Here is an 18,659-nt window from a genome sequence, read left to right on the forward strand (position 1 = left end):
CGTGTCCCTCAACGAGACGAACGGGGTGATGAATGGACTTCGACGGGTTCTACCGGGACACGTCCCGGCGGCTGATGCGATATGCCTACGGGCTCACCGGGGATCCCGGCGAAGCCCAGGACCTGGTGCAGGAGGCCTACGCCCGGGCCTGGCAGCGCTGGCGGCACGTGTCCGGGTACGAGGATCCGGAGGCCTGGCTGCGGCTGGTGGTGAACCGGCTCTCCACCGACCGGTGGCGCAGGTTGTTCGTGCGCCGCAGTCACGCCGCGGCCGAGCGACCGCGGCCACCGGTCGCCCCGCCCACGGAGGACACCGTCCTGCTGGTCCGGGCGCTGCGGACGCTGCCGGTGACGCACCGCAACGCGCTCGCCCTGCACTACCTGCTGGACCGCTCGGTCGCCGAGATCGCCGTGGAGACCGGCGCGTCGGTCGGCACGGTCAAGTCCTGGCTGTCCCGGGGCCGGGCCGGCCTCGCCACGGCGCTCGGCTCGCTGGAACCAACCCTGCTCCCGGAGGAAACGACCGATGCCCACTGACCTCGACGACCTGTTCACGGCGCTCGGCTGTCAGGCCGACGCGATCCCGATCGCGCCCGCCGAGCAGGCGCGCCGGCGGGGGCAGCGGCGCAGCCGGAACCAGGCCACGATCGCTGCCGTCGCGGTGTGCCTGGTTCTGGCCGGAGTCGGCGGGCTGCTGCACCGGTCCGGGCACTCGACGGCCCCGGCCGTCACCCCGTCGACCCGGACGCTGTCCGAGATCGGCCGGCCGATCGGGCTCGACGGCACGCTCACCACCTGGACGTCGATGGCGCACGACGGCCGGGTCTTCACCCTGTGGCAGGGACCCGGTGGCGGGTTGCACGTGCTCGCGGCCGACCTGGCGACGGGCGCCGAGGCGTGGACGGTGCAGCACCGGGGCGAGGCCGGCGAGACCCCCCGCCTCCGAGTGGCCGATGAGGCGGTGGTGCTGCGCACCGGGCAGGCGGCCACCGGCTACGACCCCGCCGACGGCCACCGGCTCTGGGACCTGCCGGTCGCGAAGCCGGACGAGCTGCTGGTGCACCACCGCGCCCTGGTCCGCTGGTCCAAGGACACCGGAGGGCTCGCGGCGTTCGACTGGCGCAGCGGCGCGCAGCGGTGGTCGCTGCCTGGGCTCGGCGGCGGGCCGGTGTGGTCGATCGCCGTCCACTCGGTGGACCAGATGAGCGAGGACGGCGGCACCGACGACCGGCTGGTCCAGGTCACCGGCAAGGGGCAGGTCCGGGTGGTGGACATCGGCACCGGCACGGTGGCCCGGAGCCTGACCGTCCCCGCCCCGGCCGACGACGGGATGATGCTCGCCTACAACGGGTGGCTGATCACCCATGAGACGACCGGCACGACCTACCAGGTGCGCGCCACCGATCTCCGGACCGGCGACTCGGCCGTGGTGTACACCGGGTCGCCCGGCCACGCCCTGAACGCGGTCGACATGTATCTCGATCGACTCTTCGTGCTGGACCGGAGCCGCACCGGGACCAGGGTGGTCGCGATCGACCTGAAGGACCGCCGGCGACTCTGGGAAATCCTCACCACGCGCCCGATGGCCGGGATCTCCGCGCGCGCCGGGCACGTGCTGACCAGCGGCGAGGGGATCACTGAGCTCTACGACCAGAACGGGCGGTTCGTGTATCGCACGCCGGACACCTACGTCACCTGGCTCACCACGGACACGCTGCTGAGGGTCACGATGGCCGGAACGGTGGAACGGATCCGGGTCGCCGACGGGCACGTCGAGCCGCTCGGCCAGATCCCGTTGCAGCTCGGGCCGTGTGACAGCACCCCGGACCGGCTGGCCTGCCCGGTCGCCGAGGGGCTGCGGATCTGGAGCCTGCCCGGCTGACCGCCCGGCGGCTCAGCGGATGACGGCGCCCCGCAGCACGATCCGGCGGGGCGCCTTCACCACGCGCAGGTCGGCGCGCGGGTCGGCGTCGTAGACGACCAGGTCGGCCAGGCCGCCCTCGACCAGCCCGGGGAACCCGAGCCAGTCCCGGGCCCGCCAGGACGCGGCGGCCAGCACGTCCACCGCCGGGATGCCGGCCTCGTGCAGGTAGAGCATCTCCTCGGCGGCCAGCCCGTGCCGGATCCCGCCGCCCGCGTCGGTGCCCACGTAGATCGGGACGCCGGCCTCGTGCGCGGCCAGCACCACCTCGGGGAACCTGTCGCGCAGGGCGATCATGTGGTCGGCGTACCCGGCGAACTTCTCCCGGGCCTGGTCGGCGATCTTCCCGAACGTCCGGATGTTGATCATCGTGGGCACCAGGGCGGTCCCGCGCCGGGCCATCTCGTCGATCAGGTCCAGGGACAGGCCGGTGCCGTGCTCCACCGAGTCCACGCCCGCCCGCACCATGATCTCCACGCCCTCCTCGGAGAACGTGTGCACCGCGGCCCGCGCACCCGCCGCGTGGGCGGCCTCGACCGCCGCCGTCATGGTCGCCGCGTCCCAGCTCGGGGCCAGGTCGCCGACCTCCCGATCGATCCAGTCGCCGACCAGCTTGACCCAGCCGGTCCCGGCCTTGGCCTGCGCGGTCACCGCCGCCGCGACCTCGTCGGCGGCCACTTCCACGCCGATGTCCCGCAGGTAGCGGCGAGGGGCCGCGACGTGCCGCCCGGCGCGGGCGAGGCGGGGCACTCCGGGTTCGTCGTCCAATTCGGGGTACGGGTACGGCGAACCGGCGTCCCGCAGCGCCAGCACCCCGGCGTCCCGGTCGATGTGCGACAGCTCACGAGCCTGGTCGAGCCCGCTGATCGGCTTCGCCCCGTAGGCGATCCCGAGGTGGCAGTGCGCGTCGACCAGCCCCGGCACGATCCACCCGCCGTCACTGATCGTCTCGGCGTCAGCAACCGGTTCAAAAGTGACCCGGTCCCCAACAAGCCAGAGGTCCCGAACCTCACCGTCCGGCAGAACCACCCCACGCACATGCAACGCCATGGGAACAGTCCTACCGGATCAGCGCCTCAGACGTCCGGCCGGGCCACCGCACGGATACGATCACGCCGCCGCGTCCATGCGGGTACGTCAAGTGTGGCCTGCCACGGAAGATCGACGGTCACCTCTCGATCCGTCTGCATCACCTGCCGATATCCGCCCTCAGGACCAAGCAGAAACTGAGTGAACGTCACCCGCGGAGCCAGCAGATCAACGACCCAGCAGGAAGGGATCCCGGCATCCGCATACTTCTTCAAGGTGTCGACATCCATCGACCTCTTCAAAATCTCCGGGATGATCTCGACCACCAGAGGAACGTCGCTTGATTTAACGGGCCCAAGCGCCGCTTCCACACGGACAAGCACCACGTCAGGCCGCAGTTCGTTGTACTCGTCAAGCAGGACGGCCTGCTCCATATTGATCAGGATGCCGTCCGGACAACGCTTGTCGAGCGCGTAGCCGATCTCTAGTGCGATCTGCTTGTGAATGGGCAGGACATGAGGAGACAAAGCGAGCCTTCCGTCGATCAACTCGTATCGGAGATCCTCAGGAAGGTCTGCGATGTCGTCGACGGTCAGGTCGTCTCGTCCGAGCAGGTGATCGAACACAGCAAGCTCGCTCAAGTGCGGCGCAGCGGTCATCGGCTCCTCCTTGATGGGATCGCCTCCAACCATACTAGCGCCGCGACAAGATGCGCCATGCCTAGTTACCGCTTATCGTCCTTCGGCTTGTTCAGCTTGTTGAAGTCGAGTTTCGGCAGCTTGAAGCCCGGCGGCATGCCACCACCGGCCAGCGCGCCCGGGTCCATCCCCGGCGGCAGCTGCGGCATCCCGCCCGGGAATCCGGCAGGCATCCCGCCCGGCATCCCGCCACCCGTCCGCGGGCGGTTGTTCTTGCCCTTGCGCTTGTTCTTCGAGCTCTTGGTCGCCGACCGGCGGCCGCCCGGCAGGCCCATCATGCCGCTCATCTGCTTCATCATCTTCTGCGCGTCGGCGAAGCGGTTGAGCAGCTGGTTCACCTCCATCACGGTGACGCCGGAGCCGTTGGCGATGCGCAGCCGGCGGGACGCGTTGATGATTTTCGGCTCGGTGCGCTCTTTCGGCGTCATCGAGCGGATGATCGCGGTGACCCGGTCGAAGTGGCTGTCGTCCAGCTCGGCCAGCTGGTCCTTCATCTGGCCCATGCCGGGCATCATGCCGAGGATGTTGGCGATCGGGCCCATCCGCCGGACCGCGATCAGCTGGTCCAGGAAGTCCTCCAGCGTGAACTGCTCGCCACCGAGCAGCTTGCTGGTCATCTTCTCCTTCTGATCCTCGTCGAAGGCCTGCTCGGCCTGCTCGATGAGGGTCAGCACGTCACCCATGCCGAGGATCCGGCTGGCCATCCGGTCCGGGTGGAAGACGTCGAAGTCCTCCAGTTTCTCACCGGTGGAGGCGAACAGGATGGGCTGGCCGGTGACGTGCCGGACGGAGAGCGCGGCGCCACCGCGGGCGTCGCCGTCGAGCTTGGAGAGCACCACGCCGGTGACGCCGACGCCGTCCCGGAAGGCCTCCGCGGTCTGCACCGCGTCCTGGCCGACCATGGCGTCGATGACGAACAGCACCTCGTCCGGGCCGACCGCGTCCCGGATGTCGCGAGCCTGCTGCATCATCTCCTCGTCGATGCCGAGACGTCCGGCGGTGTCGACGATGACGATGTCCTTGGCGGTCCGCTTGGCGACCTCGATCGAGTCCTTGGCGACCTTGACCGGGTCGCCGACGCCGCTGCCGGGCTCCGGCGCGTAGACGTCGACGCCGGCCCGGCCGCCGACCACCTGGAGCTGATTGACCGCGTTCGGCCGCTGGAGGTCGGCGGCGACCAGCAGCGGCTGGTGGCCCTGACCCTTGAGCCAGCGGGAGAGCTTGCCGGCGAGCGTGGTCTTACCCGCGCCCTGGAGACCGGCCAGCATGATCACGGTGGGCGGCTGCTTGGCGAAGACCAGCCGCCGCCCCTCGCCACCGAGCGTGTTGATCAGCTCTTCGTGAACGATCTTGATGATCTGCTGTGCGGGGTTGAGCGCCTGGGAGACCTCGGCGCCCCGAGCCCGTTCCTTGAGGTTGGCGATGAATGCCTTGACCACCGGCAACGCGACGTCCGCCTCGAGCAGCGCGAGGCGGATCTCGCGCGCGGTGGCGTCGATGTCGGCATCGGTGAGCCGGCCCTTGCCGCGGAGCTTGGTGAAGATCCCGGACAGGCGGTCACTCAGGGTGTCAAACACGGTGCGACTTCCCGTTGGTCGGTGGTGGAGGCGTAGACCGCAAGCCTAGCTGTAGCGGTGAAGGCTCACCGGTTCCGCATCCGGTACGTCTTCGTCGCCGCCTCGATCCGCCGCTGGGTACGGGTCCCCGGGGCGATCTCCTTCTTCACCTTTCCGTACAGCCAGAGCCCGCCGCCGACCACGAGCGCGGCCGCGATCAGGTAGAAGAACGCTCCGAACAGCGCGTGGGCCACCCAGCTCACCACGACCACGCCGCCGATCAGCGCCAGCACGTACATCACTGCCTTGCCCATCCCGAGCCTCCCGCTCTTCGACTGCCTTCCACCATGCCCCGCCCGCGCAACGCCCCGCATCGGCCGAGCCCCTGAGACGTTCCCCTAGGGGTGGGATTTTCCGGATAACCCCCGAGAGGGCGTAACCGGGGTATAACGCCGCTTAAGGGCATAGACCGCAACTTCCCTCTCAACCGTGCCGTTAAGGCTCGGGTGGACGTGCGGCGAAAGGACGAGGGCGTGACCCTGCGGCGGCTTCTCCGGCGGGCGCCCTGGCCGGTCCGGCGACGGATCTTCCAGACGGCCGAGAGCAGGGTCCTGCCCCGCATCGCGCCGGAACGACGGCTCCGGCTGACCCGGGCCCTGATGCCGCTGGGCCCGGCGCGGCGGGACCGGCCCGCGGCGGCCGGGCGGGTGATCCGGGTGCGCACCCCGCACGGACGGTTCGGGGCCCGGGTGGTGACCGTCAGCAGCCCGGCCGAGGTGCGCCGGGCCAACCTGGACCGGGTCACCGAGGCGCTGGACCTGGCCGGGGTCGACTGGTTCCGGGTGCCCGCCGCCGAGCCGGGGCGGACCGCTGTGGGCGTACCGGAAACCGATCGCGACCTGGTGATGAGCATCCTGGCCGGCGCGGCGAACCGCGACCGCGGAATGGTCCGCCGCAGCGGCCCGAAGGGGCGCGAGGACCGGGTGGTGGCCGCCTGCTGGCCGGTCGCCGACCCCGGTGGCAGCCTGGTGCTCGGCCCGGAACACGCCTGCGAGGTCGAGTTCTGGCGGGCCGAGAGCCGGGGACTGGTGGCTCCGCGCCGCAACCCGGTCGCCGACGTCATCCCGGCCGACGATCCGGTGGTGACCGCCCCGGAGCCGGCCTTCGGCGCGTTCTGCGCGCCGGACGACGTCACCGGGTACCGCACCCGGCGGACCTTCACGGCGGTCGGCCCGGACCGGATCGGTTTCCCGATCGACGTGGTCTACACCTGGGTGGACGGCGGCGACCCGGCCTGGCAGCGGCGCAAGGCGCGGGCGCTGGCGGAGAACCCGTGGGTGCGCGAGATCAACGGGCAGGCGGCCAACGACTCGCGCTGGATCAGCCGGGACGAGCTGCGCTACTCGATGCGCGCGCTGCACTACTTCGCGCCCTGGGTCCGGCACGTCTTCCTGGTCACCGACGATCAGACGCCGTCCTGGCTGGACCGCAACCATCCGCGGCTGACCGTGGTCAGCCACCGGGAGATCTTCGGCGACTCGGGCCGGCTGCCCACCTTCAACTCGCAGGCGATCGAGTCGAAGCTGCACCGGATCCCGGGGCTGGCCGAGCACTTCCTCTACCTGAACGACGACGTGATCCTGGGCCGGCCGGTCACCCCGGACCTGTTCTTCACCGCCGGCGGGCTGACCAAGTTCTTCCCGTCCGCGGCGCACGTCGACCTGGCCCCGCGCGGGCCCGGCGACCGGCCGGCCGACTCGGCGGCGAAGAACAACCGGCGGCTGATCGAGAAGACCTTCGGCCGGGTGCTGACCCGCAAGATGATGCACGCGCCGCACCCGTCCCGGCGCAGCGTGCTGGAGGAGATCGAGGAGCGGTTCGCCGAGCCGCTGCGCGCGACCGCCGAGCACCAGTTCCGCCACCCGGACGACGTGTCGCTGCTCTCCTCGCTCCAGCAGTACTACGCCTACCTGACCGGGCTGGCCACCCCCGGGGCGCTCCGCTACAAGTACACCGATCTGGCCGACCCGGTCACGCCGTACCGGCTGGCCCGGCTGCTGCGCTCGCGCAACGTGGACGCGTTCTGCCTGAACGACGTGGACACCGCGGGCGCCGCGGTGGCCGAGCAGGAGGCGCTGCTGGCCGACTTCCTGCCGGCGTACCTGCCGTTCGCCTCGCCGTTCGAGACGCGGGTGCCGCACCTCATCTCGCCCCGGCAGCACCCCGCCGGAGCGCTGGCCCTCCCGCCGGCTGCTTGATCCACCAACATCACTAGGAGATTCCCGTGAGCTACGACGTGGTCATCCTCGGCCTGGGATATGTCGGGCTGCCGCTGGCACAGCAGGCCATCCGGGCCGGGCTGTCGGTGCTCGGCTTCGACGTCGACGAGGCCGTGGTCAAGGCGCTCGGCAACGGCTGGTCGCACGTCGACGACCTGAGCGACGCCGACATCGCCGAGATGCTGGCCGGCGGGTTCCGGCCGACCAGCGACGAGACCGAGATCGCGCACGCACGGACCGCGGTGATCTGCGTGCCCACCCCGCTCTCCGAGGGCGACGGGCCGGACCTGCGGGCGGTCACCGGCGCGACCGGCTCGATCGGCCGCAACCTGCGCCCCGGCATGCTGGTGGTGCTGGAGTCGACGACGTATCCGGGCACCACCGACGACGTGGTCCGGCCGCTGCTCGAACAGCTCTCCGGACTGACCGCGGGGATCGACTTCCACCTGGCGTTCTCCCCGGAGCGGATCGACCCGGGCAACGCGTCCTACGGCGCGCACAACACGCCGAAGGTGGTCGGCGGGTACACCGCGGCCTGCACGGACGCGGCGGCCGGGTTCTACGGGCGGTTCATCGAGCAGGTGGTGCGCACCCACGGCACCCGGGAGGCGGAGACCGCGAAGCTGCTGGAGAACACGTACCGGCACGTCAACATCGCGCTGGTCAACGAGATGGCCCGGTTCTGCCACGAGCTGGACATCGACCTCTGGGACGTGATCAACGCGGCGTCCACCAAGCCGTTCGGCTTCCAGGCGTTCTACCCCGGGCCGGGCGTCGGCGGGCACTGCATCCCGATCGACCCGAACTACCTCAGCCACAACGTGCGCAGCAAGCTCGGCTACCCGTTCCGCTTCGTCGAGCTGGCCCAGGAGATCAACGCGACCATGCCGGCGTATGTGGCCCGGCGCGCGCAGAACCTGCTCAACGCCGACGGCGAGGCGGTCCGCGGGGCGACCGTGCTGCTGCTGGGCATCACCTACAAGGCGAACATCGCCGACCAGCGCGAGTCGCCGGCCACCCCGCTGGCCCGGCAGCTGGCCGCGCTCGGCGCGACCGTCGCCTATCACGACCCGCACGTGCGCACCTGGGACGTCGCCGGGGTGCCGGTCTCCCGCGTCGACGACCTGGAGTCCGCGGTCGCCTCGGCCGACCTGGTCATCCTGGTCCAGAACCACCGCGAGTACGACGCCGACCACCTCGCGAGGATCGCCAAGCGCTTCTTCGACACCCGCGGCGTCACCACGATCCGCGAAGCACACCGGCTCTGACGATCACATTCTTCATGTACGCGGGCCCGGCGGGGTGCGGATCGCATGCTCCCGCGCGGGCCGGAGGCAGCGATCTGGCCGCTGGCGCGTCCAGGGCGATCGCTGCCTCCTTCACTGTCCGTGGGTGGTTCCGGAGATCAAACCCCGGGCTGGCCCTGGTGGCCCTATCCCGCCTCTTGAAAGGGCCGCCAGGACCAGCCGGACGGTCACGGGCTGGCGCTCAGAGGCCTATCCCGCGTGTTGATAGGGCCACCAGCACCAGCTCGACAGTCACGGGCTGGCACTCAGAGCCCCGTCCCGCCACGGGATAGGGCCACCAGGACCAGCCGGACAGTCACGGGCTGGCACTCAGGGCCCTGTCCAGGCACGGGACAGGGCCACCAGGGCCAGCCCGGCCGTTGTGCGTCGTGCTTTCGGGCCCTCGGCGCAAGCCGGGGCTGCGAGCGGCGGCTGCGACGGTGAGCGGGGACGCCGTGGCTCGGGAGCGGCGGGCGGTGGTCAGCGGGTGGCGAAGGTCCAGCGGGAGTTGAGGAAGTAGTTGACCAGCGGGATCAGGGTCAGGGCGATCGGCTGGACGATCGGGTAGGGCACCGCGAAGACCTCGGTGCCGAGCCACAGCACCACCGTGTTGATGGTGAAGGCGACCGCGGTGACGATCAGGAACTTGGTGCCGGCGATCGCGTGGCCGGCCGTGGAGCGGAAGACCCACCAGCGCTGGAGCACGTAGGAGACCACGATGCTGGCGACGAAGCCGGCGGTCGAGGCGAGCACCGGTCGCAGGTGCAGCAGGTGGACGCCGAGCAGGCCGACGCCGAAATGGGTGAGTGCGCTGGCTCCGCCACTCACTCCATATCGGACCAGACGCAGCAACCGGGGATCACGCAGGATCGGCTGAACGCTGCTCCACCCACTGTTCCGGGACATCGAGCGACCGTATCCGGTCCGGGCCGGCCGTCGTCCCGGGCACCCCCCTCGGCGACCGGGCCACCGGTCCACGCCGGGCTCTCGTCGTAGACCGGGGCGATCACCGAGATCAGTTCGGTCATGGCGCCTCCGTGCAGAACGGGCGGCCGGCCAACCGGCGGGTGGCGGTGTCGACGGCCTGGTCGAAGCGGCGCATCTCGGGCGGATACCCGGTCCGGCGGTCTCGGGGCAGAGCGGAGCGGAACTGGTCGCGCAGCGCGCAGCGGCGGGCGTCACCGGCCGCGGACCGGTCGAAGTCGACGATCTCCTGGGCCACCCGGTCGTGCACGAACGGCGGCTTCTCCGCAGCCGCGGACGCCCGGTAGTCGCGGTTCGCGCTGGTCGCGACGGCGGCCACGATCACCAGCAGCAGCACGCCGGCGAGCGTGCCGAGGCGGTGCGTGCGGGCGGTCCGGTGGCTACGGGCGAACAGTCCGGTCAGCAGCGCCACGGTGAGCAGCCCACCGGCGGCGCCGGCCAGCGCGCTGTCCCGCCAGCCCAGGCCCCACCAGCCGGCCGCGGCGAGCCGCTGCACCTGGAGGTTGAGCGCGCCCATCGTGGCGGTCAGCAGCAGCGTGGCGAACCCGGTGGCGGCGAGCGCACCGGCCTGCCGCCGGTCCGGGGTGTCGCAGTGCGGCAGGTCCCTCCAGAATCGACGGACCAGCGGGAGCAGCACCACCAGCGCGACCAGCAGCGCGGCGGTGACGGTGTGGCCGTACGGGCCCTCGGTGGCACGCTGCCAGGTCATCGGCGGCAGCCAGGAGGTCAGCCGGTTGGGCAGCGCGCCCAAGGCGCCGGCCGGGGCCACGTCGGAGCCGGAGTAGCAGGAGCCGTCCGCGCACTGCGCCGCGATGATCGCCCGCACCGGCACGGCCACCGGCAGGAAGCCGGCCCAGAGCAGCGCGGCGAACCGGGCCCCGGCGCCGCGCACGGTCTCCCGCCCGGACAGGCCGAGCAACCGGGCGCGGATCAGCACCACCACGGTGGCCAGTGGCACGGCCAGGCAGGTCATCTCGTTGAAGGCGGCCAGCGCCGCGCCGAGCAGCACCGTGGCCACGCCGAGCCGGGCGCCCAGCCGGTTCCGGCCCGCGGTCCGGGCGGCGGCCGCGGCGACCAGCAGCACCAGAGCGGCGGTGACGAAGTAGAGCCCGCCGAAGAGGACCGTGGTGCTGGTCCGGCCGGCCGCCACGAAACTCCCGCCGACCGCGAACGGCAGCACCGCGGCGGCCGCCGAGGGCGGCCCGGCGAACGGGCGGCCCCGGCTCACCACGCACTCGGCCAGCACCACCGTGGCCAGGGTCAGCACGATCGCGGCGGCGAACGAGACCAGCCGCAGCGAGATGTTGGCGGGCAGTCCGAACAGGTCGGTCAGCGCGAACGTGACGGCGTCCAGCAGCCACTCCACCATCCGGCCGAGCGGGCGGAAGTTGCCCAGCGCCAGGTACTGCGGGACCGAGCGGATCGCCTCGCCGGCCAGCTCCCACGGGCGGTACAGGTAGCGGGCGCCGTTGGCGTACACGTTGAACCGGTGGTCGGCGCTGGGCTGGAGGGCGACCAGCGGGGACAGCACGACCAGCGGCACCAGCACGCAGCGCAGCGCGATGCCGCGCCAGACGGTCCGCCAGGGCCGAGGCTCCGCCGGATCCCGGTGGGTCACCGGTCGCGGCGGGCTGGCACTCAGCGTCGGGGCTGTCACATCAAGGGCAACGACCCCACCGGTGTCGGGTTGCGACGCACCGGACAGGCCGACACCCGATCGCGGGGCCGCGCGTTAGAGGGCGATGAGCCTCTCGCCGAACTTCCGTCCCGATCTCGAGGGCCTGCGCGCGGTCGCGGTGCTCCTGGTCGTGCTGGGCCACGCCGGGGTGCCGTTCGCCGCGGGCGGCTACGTCGGCGTGGACGTCTTCTTCGTGATCTCCGGCTTCCTGATCACCTCGTTGCTGAGCCGCGAGGCGGCCGAGTCGGGCCGGGTGTCGATCCGCCGGTTCTACGCCCGGCGGGCCCTGCGGCTGCTGCCGGCCGCCGCGCTGGTGCTGGTCACCACGCTGCTCGCGGCCCGGCTGTGGCTGCCCGCGATCCGGCTGGGCGAGCTGGCCAAGGACGCGCTGTCGGCCGCTGGGTACGTGGCGAACCTGCGGTTCGCGGTCACCGGCACGGACTACCTGAACGCGGACGCGCCGCCGTCGCCGTTCCAGCACTTCTGGTCGCTCGCGGTGGAGGAGCAGTTCTACCTGTTCTGGCCGCTGCTGCTGATGCTGCCGCGACGCAAGCCGGTGCTCGCCGGGCTGGTGGCCGCCTCGTTCGCGGCCGCGGTGGTGGAGACCGGGCGGTCGGCTCCGTGGGCGTATTTCGGCCCGCACACCCGGGCGTGGGAGCTGGGTGCCGGTGCGCTGATCGCGATCTTCGCCCCGCGTCTGCGGAGCGCCTGGCTCGGCGGGGCCGGGCTGGCCGCGATCCTCGGGGCGGCGCTGTGGTTCGACGACGGCACGGCGTACCCCGGCTTCTTCGCCCTGCTGCCCGTCGCCGGCGCCGCGGCCGTGCTGATCGGCGGTTTCCGGCCGCTCGCGGCCCGGCCGTTGCAGGCCGTCGGGCGGCTCTCCTACGGCTGGTACCTCTGGCACTGGCCGGTGCTGCTGATCGCCCCGGCCGCGCTCGGCCTCGACCCGTCGGTGCCGCTCGGGCTGCTGCTGTCGGTCGCCGCGCTGGGCCTGGCCTGGGTGACGTATCACCTGGTGGAGAACCCGCTGCGGCACCACCCGCGGCTAAGGCTGCGTCCCGCCCGGGCCCTCGGCCTGGGCGCCGGGCTGTCCGGGGCGGTGGCCGCCACCGCGGTCACCATCGCGCTGCTGCCGCACCCGGTGCCGGCCGGCGCGACGATCCGGGATCTGCGGACGGCGACCGCGCGCGCCGCCGACCCGTACGCGGTGATCACCCACGCGGTCCGGGCCAGTCGCCAGATCCGGGAGCTGCCCGGCAACCTGGCGCCGGCGCTGGCCCGGGTGAACGCCGACAAGGCGCGGGTGTGGGCGGACGGGTGCCACGTCGAGGCGCCGGTGACGGTCGCGCCGGCCGGCTGCTTCTACGGCGACCCCACCGCGGCGACCACCGTGGTGCTCTACGGCGACTCGCACGCGGCGCAGTGGTTCCCGGCCCTGGACCGGATCGCGAAGCGGCGGCACTGGCGGCTGGTGTCGCTGAGCAAGTCGTCCTGCTCGGCGGCCGACCTGCGGCTCTGGCACGACGGACTGAAGCGGGAGTACACCGAGTGCGCCGCGTTCCACGCGTCGGCGGTGGCCCGGATCCGGGCGTTGCGCCCGGCGCTCGTGGTGATCGGGTCGAGCTTCAACTATCGGCCGGTGGACACGCGTACCGATGAGGCCACCCAGTGGCGGGCGGCCTGGCAGCGGACCGCGGCCGCGGTCGGCGGCAAGGTCGCGCTGATCGTCGACACGCCCTATTTCGCCGAGCGGGTCCCGGTGTGCGTGGCCCGGCAGGCCCGCCTGAAGCGCGTCAACCGTTGCGGGAAGAACGCTTCGGCGGCCCTGCGCGGGCCCGCGCAGCGGATCGCCGTCCACGGCCTGACCGGCGTCACCGTGATCGACCCGGTCCCGTGGCTCTGCACGGACTTCTGCCCGCCGATCATCGGCAACGTGCTGGCCTACCGGGACTCCAACCACCTGACCACGACATATGCCCAGACGGTCGCGCCCCTGCTGGACGCGGCGCTACCGAAGCTCGAGTAGGTCGGCGAGGGCCGGCGGGTGCTGCCGGTCCACCACCACGGTCCGCTCGGTGGCGTGATCCCGGCACAGCTGGGCCAGCCGCTCGGCGAGCAGGTCGTCCCAGGCCCGGTCGGGCCGGTGCCGCTCCCAGGTGGCCCGGTCCGGCAGGTACTCCAGCAGCACGCCGAGCTTGCGCAGCAGCGAGAACGCCGGGTCGTCGGTGAGCACCACCGGCCGGTGGTCCGGCGTGACCAGCAGGCGCTGGTTCACGGTGACCAGGAAGTCGCGCAGCGCGTCGTGGTCGAGGCCGATCGCGACGTACAGGTGGGCGGGCCGCCGCTTCGCGGCCGGCTGCTGCCGGGTGACCTGCTCCGGTACCACCGACCCCCCGCCGGGCCGGGGCCGCAGCCGTCGCGCCAGACCCTTCACCAGCCGCGGCGAGGTACGCACCGGATCCTTCACGAACGACACCAGCGCCCGCCCCAGCCGGTACGACCCGCTGCTGCGCAACCGCTTGCTCTTCTCCCGTTCCCGGTCCCGCTGCTCGGTCAGCCGCTCGCACCGGGCCCGCCAGGAGTCCCGTTCCAGCTCCACCGAGCGCATCCGCCCGGTCAGCGCCGCGACCTCCCACTGCAACTTCTCAAACTCCGGCTTAACTGATAAGTCGGACATGTTCACGCTCCGCTTCGTACGTTCTCCGCAGCCAGCCCCGCCAGCCAGCGCGCCGCTGCCTCCGCCCCGTTGCCGAACCCGACCTCGGCGCACCGCCGGGCGAGCTGGGCACGTACCTCCGGCCGCACCGCCTCGGCCAGCACCCGGTCCAGCTCGTCGCTCTCCGGGTCCTCGACGCAGAGCGCCGCCCCCGTCGTCGCGGCGAACCGGGCCCGGGCCACCTGGTCGTCCAGCGACGTCTGCCGGTTCGGCACGAACACGGTGGGCACCTGGAAGGCGAGCAGCTCGTGGAACGAGTTGTATCCGGACGCGGCGACCACCAGGTCCACACCGCGCAGATATCGGCTGATCGGGTACACCTTGACCACGCGCGCGCCGGGCACCGGCGGCATCGGCTCGGTGGCGATCATCGACTCGGCGAGCAGCACCTGGAAACCGGCCTCGCGCAGGTGCTTCGCGATCCGGCCGACCGGCGACGCGATGTCGTTGATGTTCCCGGCGCCGAGCTGGAGCAGCGCGGCCGGACGGCCCTCCTCGACCCCCAGCACGGCCCGCGCCTCGTCCGGCCCGACCAGGTCGGAGCGGTCCAGCAGCATGATCGGGTCGACCGGGTGCACGCCGGCCCGGTCGGCCACGGTCGGCCCCTCGTCGGCCGGGGCGGCGAACTCGCCGGGCTCCAGGATGCCGTCGAACGCCCCGCGCCTCGCGATCCACTCGGCGCCGGTCTCCCGGCGCCACATCGGCCGGCGCACCCAGACCCAGGTGACGTCCGGGCGGGCCGCGGCGGCCGCGACGATGCCCTCGTGCGGGACGCTGTCCACCGCGACCACGGCCGGGCGGTGCAGGTCGACCAGGTGCTCCAGGCGCGACTGGAGGAAACCGGCCCAGCGCTGCTTGGGCAGGCCGAGCACGGCCCGGGACGGCAGGTACTCGGTGAGGAAGCCCTCCCGGTGGGCGACCGAGGCGCCGTACGACTGGGTCGCGATCACCGCGGGATGACTCTCCGGCAGCCGCCGGCCGATCGCCATCAGCCGGGACAGGTGCCCCAGGCCGGCGCCGTTGTCGCTGAGCATCAGCACCGGTCGGGGCCGGGGCGCGGGGTCACGGCGGACGTGTGCCGGGGCGCGGTGCGCGGCCGGCTTGGCGCCGGCGCCGCGGGCGGCCAGCCGGGCCAGGTGGGAGGCGACGCCGTACCGGGTCTCGACGAACTCCCGGGCCCGCGCGGCCACCTCGCGGTAGCGTTCCCGATCCGCCCAGAGCTCGCGGACCAGCGGCTCCACCCCGGCCGGCGTGGTGTAGAGCGCCGCGTCGCCGAAGATCGGCCGGAAGTGCTCGCCGACGATCGCCGGGACGCCCGCGGCCATCGCCTCAAGGATGGTCCGGCCGAATGCCTCGACCAGGTCCGGGTCGTGGAAGTAGACGAAGAAGTCGATGGTGCGGAGGAAGTCCACCGGCTGTTCGCCGCCGAAGGGGATGACTTCCCAGTTGGCGGGGTGCCGGCCGAGGAGACGGGTGGCGATCTCACCACCGCCCATTACGCGTACCTTAATATCCGATTTTTCGGGATAAGCCTGGAGAATATCCTCAGGAGTGCGGGGCCACTTCACCGCATCTGCACGCCCATGACGCCCGATAACCGGAAAATCCGATTGGGGCAGAGGAGGCCTCGCCCACTCGGACACATCGATGATCTCATGCCAGTCTTCATCCGACAAATCGGGCAGCATCCCACGGATTTGCGGACTGATCGGCGCCCACTCCACCGCCGGCCCGAAATACAGCTCGATCCGGTCCCGCACCTCGGCGAAGTCGTAGTACCGGGCCGGATCCGCCGCGTCCCCCGGCGCCTGGTTGAGCACCATCACGGTGTGCTCGGCGTGCACCCGCGGCACCACGGCCAGGTCGGCCGTGAAGATCCGCGGCTGGCGGATCACCAGCAGCCGGGCGTTCACCGCGGCGTCCGGGGTGGCCAGCTCGGCCAGCCCGTCGCGGAGCAGATCGGCGATCCGCGGGCTGAACGGCAGCCCGTCCCGGTTGTGTGGGGACGGCACGTGCACCAGGATCGTGCGCAACCCGGCCTCGGCCTGGGCGCGCACCTCGGCCGCGATGGCCGCCGAGTTCCCGCCCGGGTACCGGAAGTCCGAGAGGATCGCCACGTCATGGACGGTCGCGGTCATGATCGTGTACTCCGTTGCTCGACGACCGGGTTCTCCGCCGGGCACAACGACCCGCGAGGCGATCACGTCACGCCGGTGCGGGGCGGGGCGTTGGGCAGACCATGCGCACGCACATCACCCCGGCCTCGTACGGATCCGCCCTGCTCGAACGGCATCTACGGGCGCTGCGCCGAACCGGGCCGGCCGGTCCCGCGACGGCCGCGATCCAGGCACGGTCCGCCGACGCCCGGGTGCTTCTCGCGTACGCCGCGGGCATCACCGACCTGGACGGCCTGCTCACCGCGGTCCGCGCCGGCCGCCCGGTGCTCGCCGAGCTGAACCCGTACGCGGTCGGCGAGCTGGCCCGGGCGATCGCCACCCAGGACCTGGAGCCGGAGGACCGCGCGGACGCTCTGGCGCTGTTCGACGGGCTGCTGCGGGCGCACGGACCGGCCGCGATCGCACCCGAGCACCAGGGGCTGCACGCGCAGCTGGCCTTCCCGGCCGGGCGGGCCGCCGACCTGCTGGCTCGATATCCGAAGGTGGCGAAGCCGATCCGGCAGGCGCTGGCCGTGGACCTGGCCGAGCCGGACGAGTGGCTGGCCCGGTTCAACAGCCTGCTGCCGGCGCCGGGGATCCGCCTGACGGACGGTGACGGGCCGCGGTTCGACCGCATCGCGCCGGGGACGGTGGACCGGGTCGACGACGAACACCGGATCACCACGATCGTGACCACCTACCGGCCGGGGGCGGCGCTGCTGGTGACCATCCGGTCGCTGATCGCGCAGAGCTGGGCGAACCAGGAGATCCTGATCGTCGACGACGGGTCGCCGGAGACGGCGATCCTGGACGAGGCGGCGGCGCTGGACCCGCGGGTCCGGGTGCTGCGGCTCGGCACCAATGGGGGGACCTATCTGGCCCGCAACGCCGGTCTGGACGCCGCAACCGGTGACTTCGTGACGTTTCAGGATTCGGATGACTGGTCGCATCCGTTGCGGCTGGAACGTCAGGTGGCCCCGCTCCTGGGTGATCCCGCGGTCTTCGCGACGACCTCGGCCGGGATGCGGGTCACCGGCGACCTGGTGATCACCCGGCCGGGACATCCGCACCACCGCTCCTACAACCTGTCCTCGCTGATGCTGCGCCGGACGCTCGCCCTGGGGAAGCTCGGCTACCTGGACACCGTCCGCAAGGGTGCCGACGCCGAATACGTCGAGCGGGCCCGCGCCGTGTTCGGCCGGCCCGCGGTGCCGCACCTGGGCGCCGAGACGCTGGCCCTGATCCGGCTCTCCGGCAGCTCACTGTCCAGTGCGGACATGGCTGCGGGCTGGATGCACCCGGCGCGGCGGGCGTACCTCTCCGCGTTCCAGGCCTGGCACACCCGGGTCGCCACCGGTCGCGAACCGGCCGTCCGCCCGCGCACCCCGCGGCAGCGCGCCTTCGCCGCCCCTCGCCGCCTCGCCGAGGTCACCCCGTCGGCCGCCACCTTCGACCTGGTCCTGGCCGCCGACTTCACCGACCCGGAGCACGTCACCGCGGTCCGGTCGTTGCTCCCGCACGCCTCGCTGGGCCTGCTGCACCTGCCCGTCCTCGGCGCCGCCACCGACAACCTGGCCCCGGACGTCCAGCGTCTGATCAACACCGGGTCGGTCACCCAGATCCAGCTCACCGACCCGGTGCACACCGCGCTCCTGCTGGTCCGCGACCCCGCGACGCTGGCCTTCGCCACCGGCCTGCCGAGCGCCGTCCGCGCCGGCCGGGTGGTGATCGAGGAGGATCCCGCCTGGTCGACGGCGGCCGAGGCGTGTGCGGGCGCGGCGCGCCGCTTGTTCGGCGTCCAGCCCGAGCTCAGGTCGCTGCCGTGCACGGTGGACGTCCGCCGGTGGCGGACCGCGCCTCGCCGCCCGTCCCCGGATCGGCCGATTCTCGGCCGCTACCTCACCGACGACCACGACCCGGTGCGGTCCCTGCCCGCGTCCGCCGATTTTGACGTACGCCTCCTGCACCGCACCGCCGAGCCCCTCCCCTCCCCCGCCCCGCACTGGCTGATCTACCAGCCCGGCGACGTCACCCCCCGAGCCTTCCTCCACCAGCTCGACTTCTACCTGGGTTTCACCGACCCCCCGGCGACCCTGCTGGCCCCGCTGGCCGCCGGTTGCGTCGTGCTCCTGCCCCCGGACCGCGAACCGGAATACGGCCCCGCCGCCGTCTACTGTGCCCCGTCCGAGCTGCCGCGGACCCTGCGCCGCCTGCACCGCAGCCCGCAGCGCTACGCCGCCCAGTCGGCCCGGTCCGAGGCGTTCGCCCGGCGGCACCACGCCGGCCGCTACGCCGACGTTGTCCGGTCCCTGCTGCACCCGCCCGGCCTGCCCCATCCCCGCACCGGGCCGTGAACG

At 72.3% G+C, this 18,659-nt stretch carries 14 protein-coding genes; 6 read left to right on the forward strand and 8 right to left on the reverse strand.

Going from position 1 to position 18,659, the window contains the following annotated elements; translation table 11 throughout:
- The first annotated feature begins 32 nt into the window (after positions 1-32).
- Positions 33-536, forward strand: a complete 504-nt coding sequence (locus Aiant_RS15395) for a SigE family RNA polymerase sigma factor (protein ID WP_189328844.1) — start codon at positions 33-35, stop codon at positions 534-536.
- Entirely contained in the window at positions 526-1,881 is a 1,356-nt protein-coding gene (locus Aiant_RS15400) for an outer membrane protein assembly factor BamB family protein (protein WP_189328843.1), read from the forward strand. The genes Aiant_RS15395 and Aiant_RS15400 overlap by 11 nt, the downstream gene beginning before the upstream one ends.
- A gap of 12 nt (positions 1,882-1,893) precedes the next feature.
- Here the strand turns inward: Aiant_RS15400 and Aiant_RS15405 are convergent, their stop codons facing one another.
- From Aiant_RS15405 to Aiant_RS15420, 4 genes are all read right to left on the reverse strand, one after another.
- Positions 1,894-2,970 carry an amidohydrolase family protein gene (locus Aiant_RS15405; protein WP_189328842.1) on the reverse strand — a complete coding sequence of 359 codons (1,077 nt, stop codon included), beginning with the start codon at positions 2,968-2,970 and terminating at the stop codon, positions 1,894-1,896.
- A gap of 26 nt (positions 2,971-2,996) precedes the next feature.
- Positions 2,997-3,608, reverse strand: a complete 612-nt coding sequence (locus Aiant_RS15410; RefSeq protein WP_189328841.1) for a Uma2 family endonuclease — start codon at positions 3,606-3,608, stop codon at positions 2,997-2,999.
- A gap of 65 nt (positions 3,609-3,673) precedes the next feature.
- Positions 3,674-5,224, reverse strand: a complete 1,551-nt coding sequence (ffh, locus tag Aiant_RS15415; protein WP_189328840.1) for a signal recognition particle protein — start codon at positions 5,222-5,224, stop codon at positions 3,674-3,676.
- A 65-nt stretch (positions 5,225-5,289) separates the two neighbouring features.
- A complete protein-coding gene (locus Aiant_RS15420; protein ID WP_185037480.1) occupies positions 5,290-5,517 on the reverse strand; it encodes a hypothetical protein in 228 nt (75 codons plus the stop codon).
- A gap of 219 nt (positions 5,518-5,736) precedes the next feature.
- On the opposite strand from Aiant_RS15420, the gene Aiant_RS15425 reads away from it, so the two are divergent.
- Both Aiant_RS15425 and Aiant_RS15430 read left to right on the forward strand, forming a co-directional pair.
- Positions 5,737-7,461, forward strand: coding sequence for a stealth family protein (locus Aiant_RS15425; protein ID WP_189328839.1), 1,725 nt, complete (start codon positions 5,737-5,739; stop codon positions 7,459-7,461).
- Positions 7,462-7,487: 26 nt separating this feature from the next.
- Entirely contained in the window at positions 7,488-8,750 is a 1,263-nt protein-coding gene (locus Aiant_RS15430; protein ID WP_189328838.1) for a nucleotide sugar dehydrogenase, read from the forward strand.
- A 498-nt stretch (positions 8,751-9,248) separates the two neighbouring features.
- On the opposite strand, the gene Aiant_RS15435 is transcribed toward Aiant_RS15430, so the two are convergent.
- On the reverse strand, positions 9,249-9,674 hold the full coding sequence (locus Aiant_RS15435; protein WP_189328837.1) for a GtrA family protein: 426 nt from the start codon (positions 9,672-9,674) through the stop codon (positions 9,249-9,251).
- A 118-nt stretch (positions 9,675-9,792) separates the two neighbouring features.
- The gene (locus Aiant_RS15440; protein WP_189328836.1) at positions 9,793-11,370 is read right to left on the reverse strand and encodes a hypothetical protein; all 1,578 of its coding nucleotides are present in this window, start codon (positions 11,368-11,370) and stop codon (positions 9,793-9,795) included.
- 124 nt (positions 11,371-11,494) lie between these two features.
- Here Aiant_RS15440 and Aiant_RS15445 point away from each other — a divergent pair, with 124 nt between their 5' ends.
- Positions 11,495-13,456, forward strand: a complete 1,962-nt coding sequence (locus Aiant_RS15445; RefSeq protein ID WP_189328835.1) for an acyltransferase family protein — start codon at positions 11,495-11,497, stop codon at positions 13,454-13,456.
- Here the strand turns inward: Aiant_RS15445 and Aiant_RS15450 are convergent.
- Together Aiant_RS15450 and Aiant_RS15455 are read right to left on the reverse strand one after the other, a co-directional pair.
- Positions 13,439-14,107: a hypothetical protein gene (locus Aiant_RS15450; RefSeq protein ID WP_189328834.1), complete on the reverse strand. Its 669-nt coding sequence runs from the start codon at positions 14,105-14,107 to the stop codon at positions 13,439-13,441. The genes Aiant_RS15445 and Aiant_RS15450 overlap by 18 nt on opposite strands.
- A gap of 2 nt (positions 14,108-14,109) precedes the next feature.
- Positions 14,110-16,284 carry a glycosyltransferase gene (locus Aiant_RS15455; RefSeq protein WP_189328833.1) on the reverse strand — a complete coding sequence of 725 codons (2,175 nt, stop codon included), beginning with the start codon at positions 16,282-16,284 and terminating at the stop codon, positions 14,110-14,112.
- Between the two features lie 101 nt (positions 16,285-16,385).
- On the opposite strand from Aiant_RS15455, the gene Aiant_RS15460 reads away from it, so the two are divergent.
- Positions 16,386-18,656 carry a glycosyltransferase family 2 protein gene (locus Aiant_RS15460; RefSeq protein ID WP_189328832.1) on the forward strand — a complete coding sequence of 757 codons (2,271 nt, stop codon included), beginning with the start codon at positions 16,386-16,388 and terminating at the stop codon, positions 18,654-18,656.
- Positions 18,657-18,659 lie beyond the last annotated feature (3 nt).

It is taken from the genome of Actinoplanes ianthinogenes (assembly GCF_018324205.1).
Taxonomy (GTDB): Bacteria; Actinomycetota; Actinomycetes; order Mycobacteriales; family Micromonosporaceae; genus Actinoplanes; species Actinoplanes ianthinogenes.

Coding starts and splice junctions, on each gene's coding strand:
- Aiant_RS15395 (WP_189328844.1), top strand. CDS start 33: ATGGACTTCGACGGGTTCTACCGGGACACGTCCCGGCGGCTGATGCGA.
- Aiant_RS15410 (WP_189328841.1), bottom strand. CDS start 3,608: ATGACCGCTGCGCCGCACTTGAGCGAGCTTGCTGTGTTCGATCACCTG.
- Aiant_RS15455 (WP_189328833.1), bottom strand. CDS start 16,284: ATGACCGCGACCGTCCATGACGTGGCGATCCTCTCGGACTTCCGGTAC.
- Aiant_RS15420 (WP_185037480.1), bottom strand. CDS start 5,517: ATGGGCAAGGCAGTGATGTACGTGCTGGCGCTGATCGGCGGCGTGGTC.
- Aiant_RS15450 (WP_189328834.1), bottom strand. CDS start 14,107: ATGTCCGACTTATCAGTTAAGCCGGAGTTTGAGAAGTTGCAGTGGGAG.
- Aiant_RS15405 (WP_189328842.1), bottom strand. CDS start 2,970: ATGGCGTTGCATGTGCGTGGGGTGGTTCTGCCGGACGGTGAGGTTCGG.
- Aiant_RS15435 (WP_189328837.1), bottom strand. CDS start 9,674: ATGTCCCGGAACAGTGGGTGGAGCAGCGTTCAGCCGATCCTGCGTGAT.
- Aiant_RS15400 (WP_189328843.1), top strand. CDS start 526: ATGCCCACTGACCTCGACGACCTGTTCACGGCGCTCGGCTGTCAGGCC.
- Aiant_RS15460 (WP_189328832.1), top strand. CDS start 16,386: ATGCGCACGCACATCACCCCGGCCTCGTACGGATCCGCCCTGCTCGAA.
- Aiant_RS15445 (WP_189328835.1), top strand. CDS start 11,495: ATGAGCCTCTCGCCGAACTTCCGTCCCGATCTCGAGGGCCTGCGCGCG.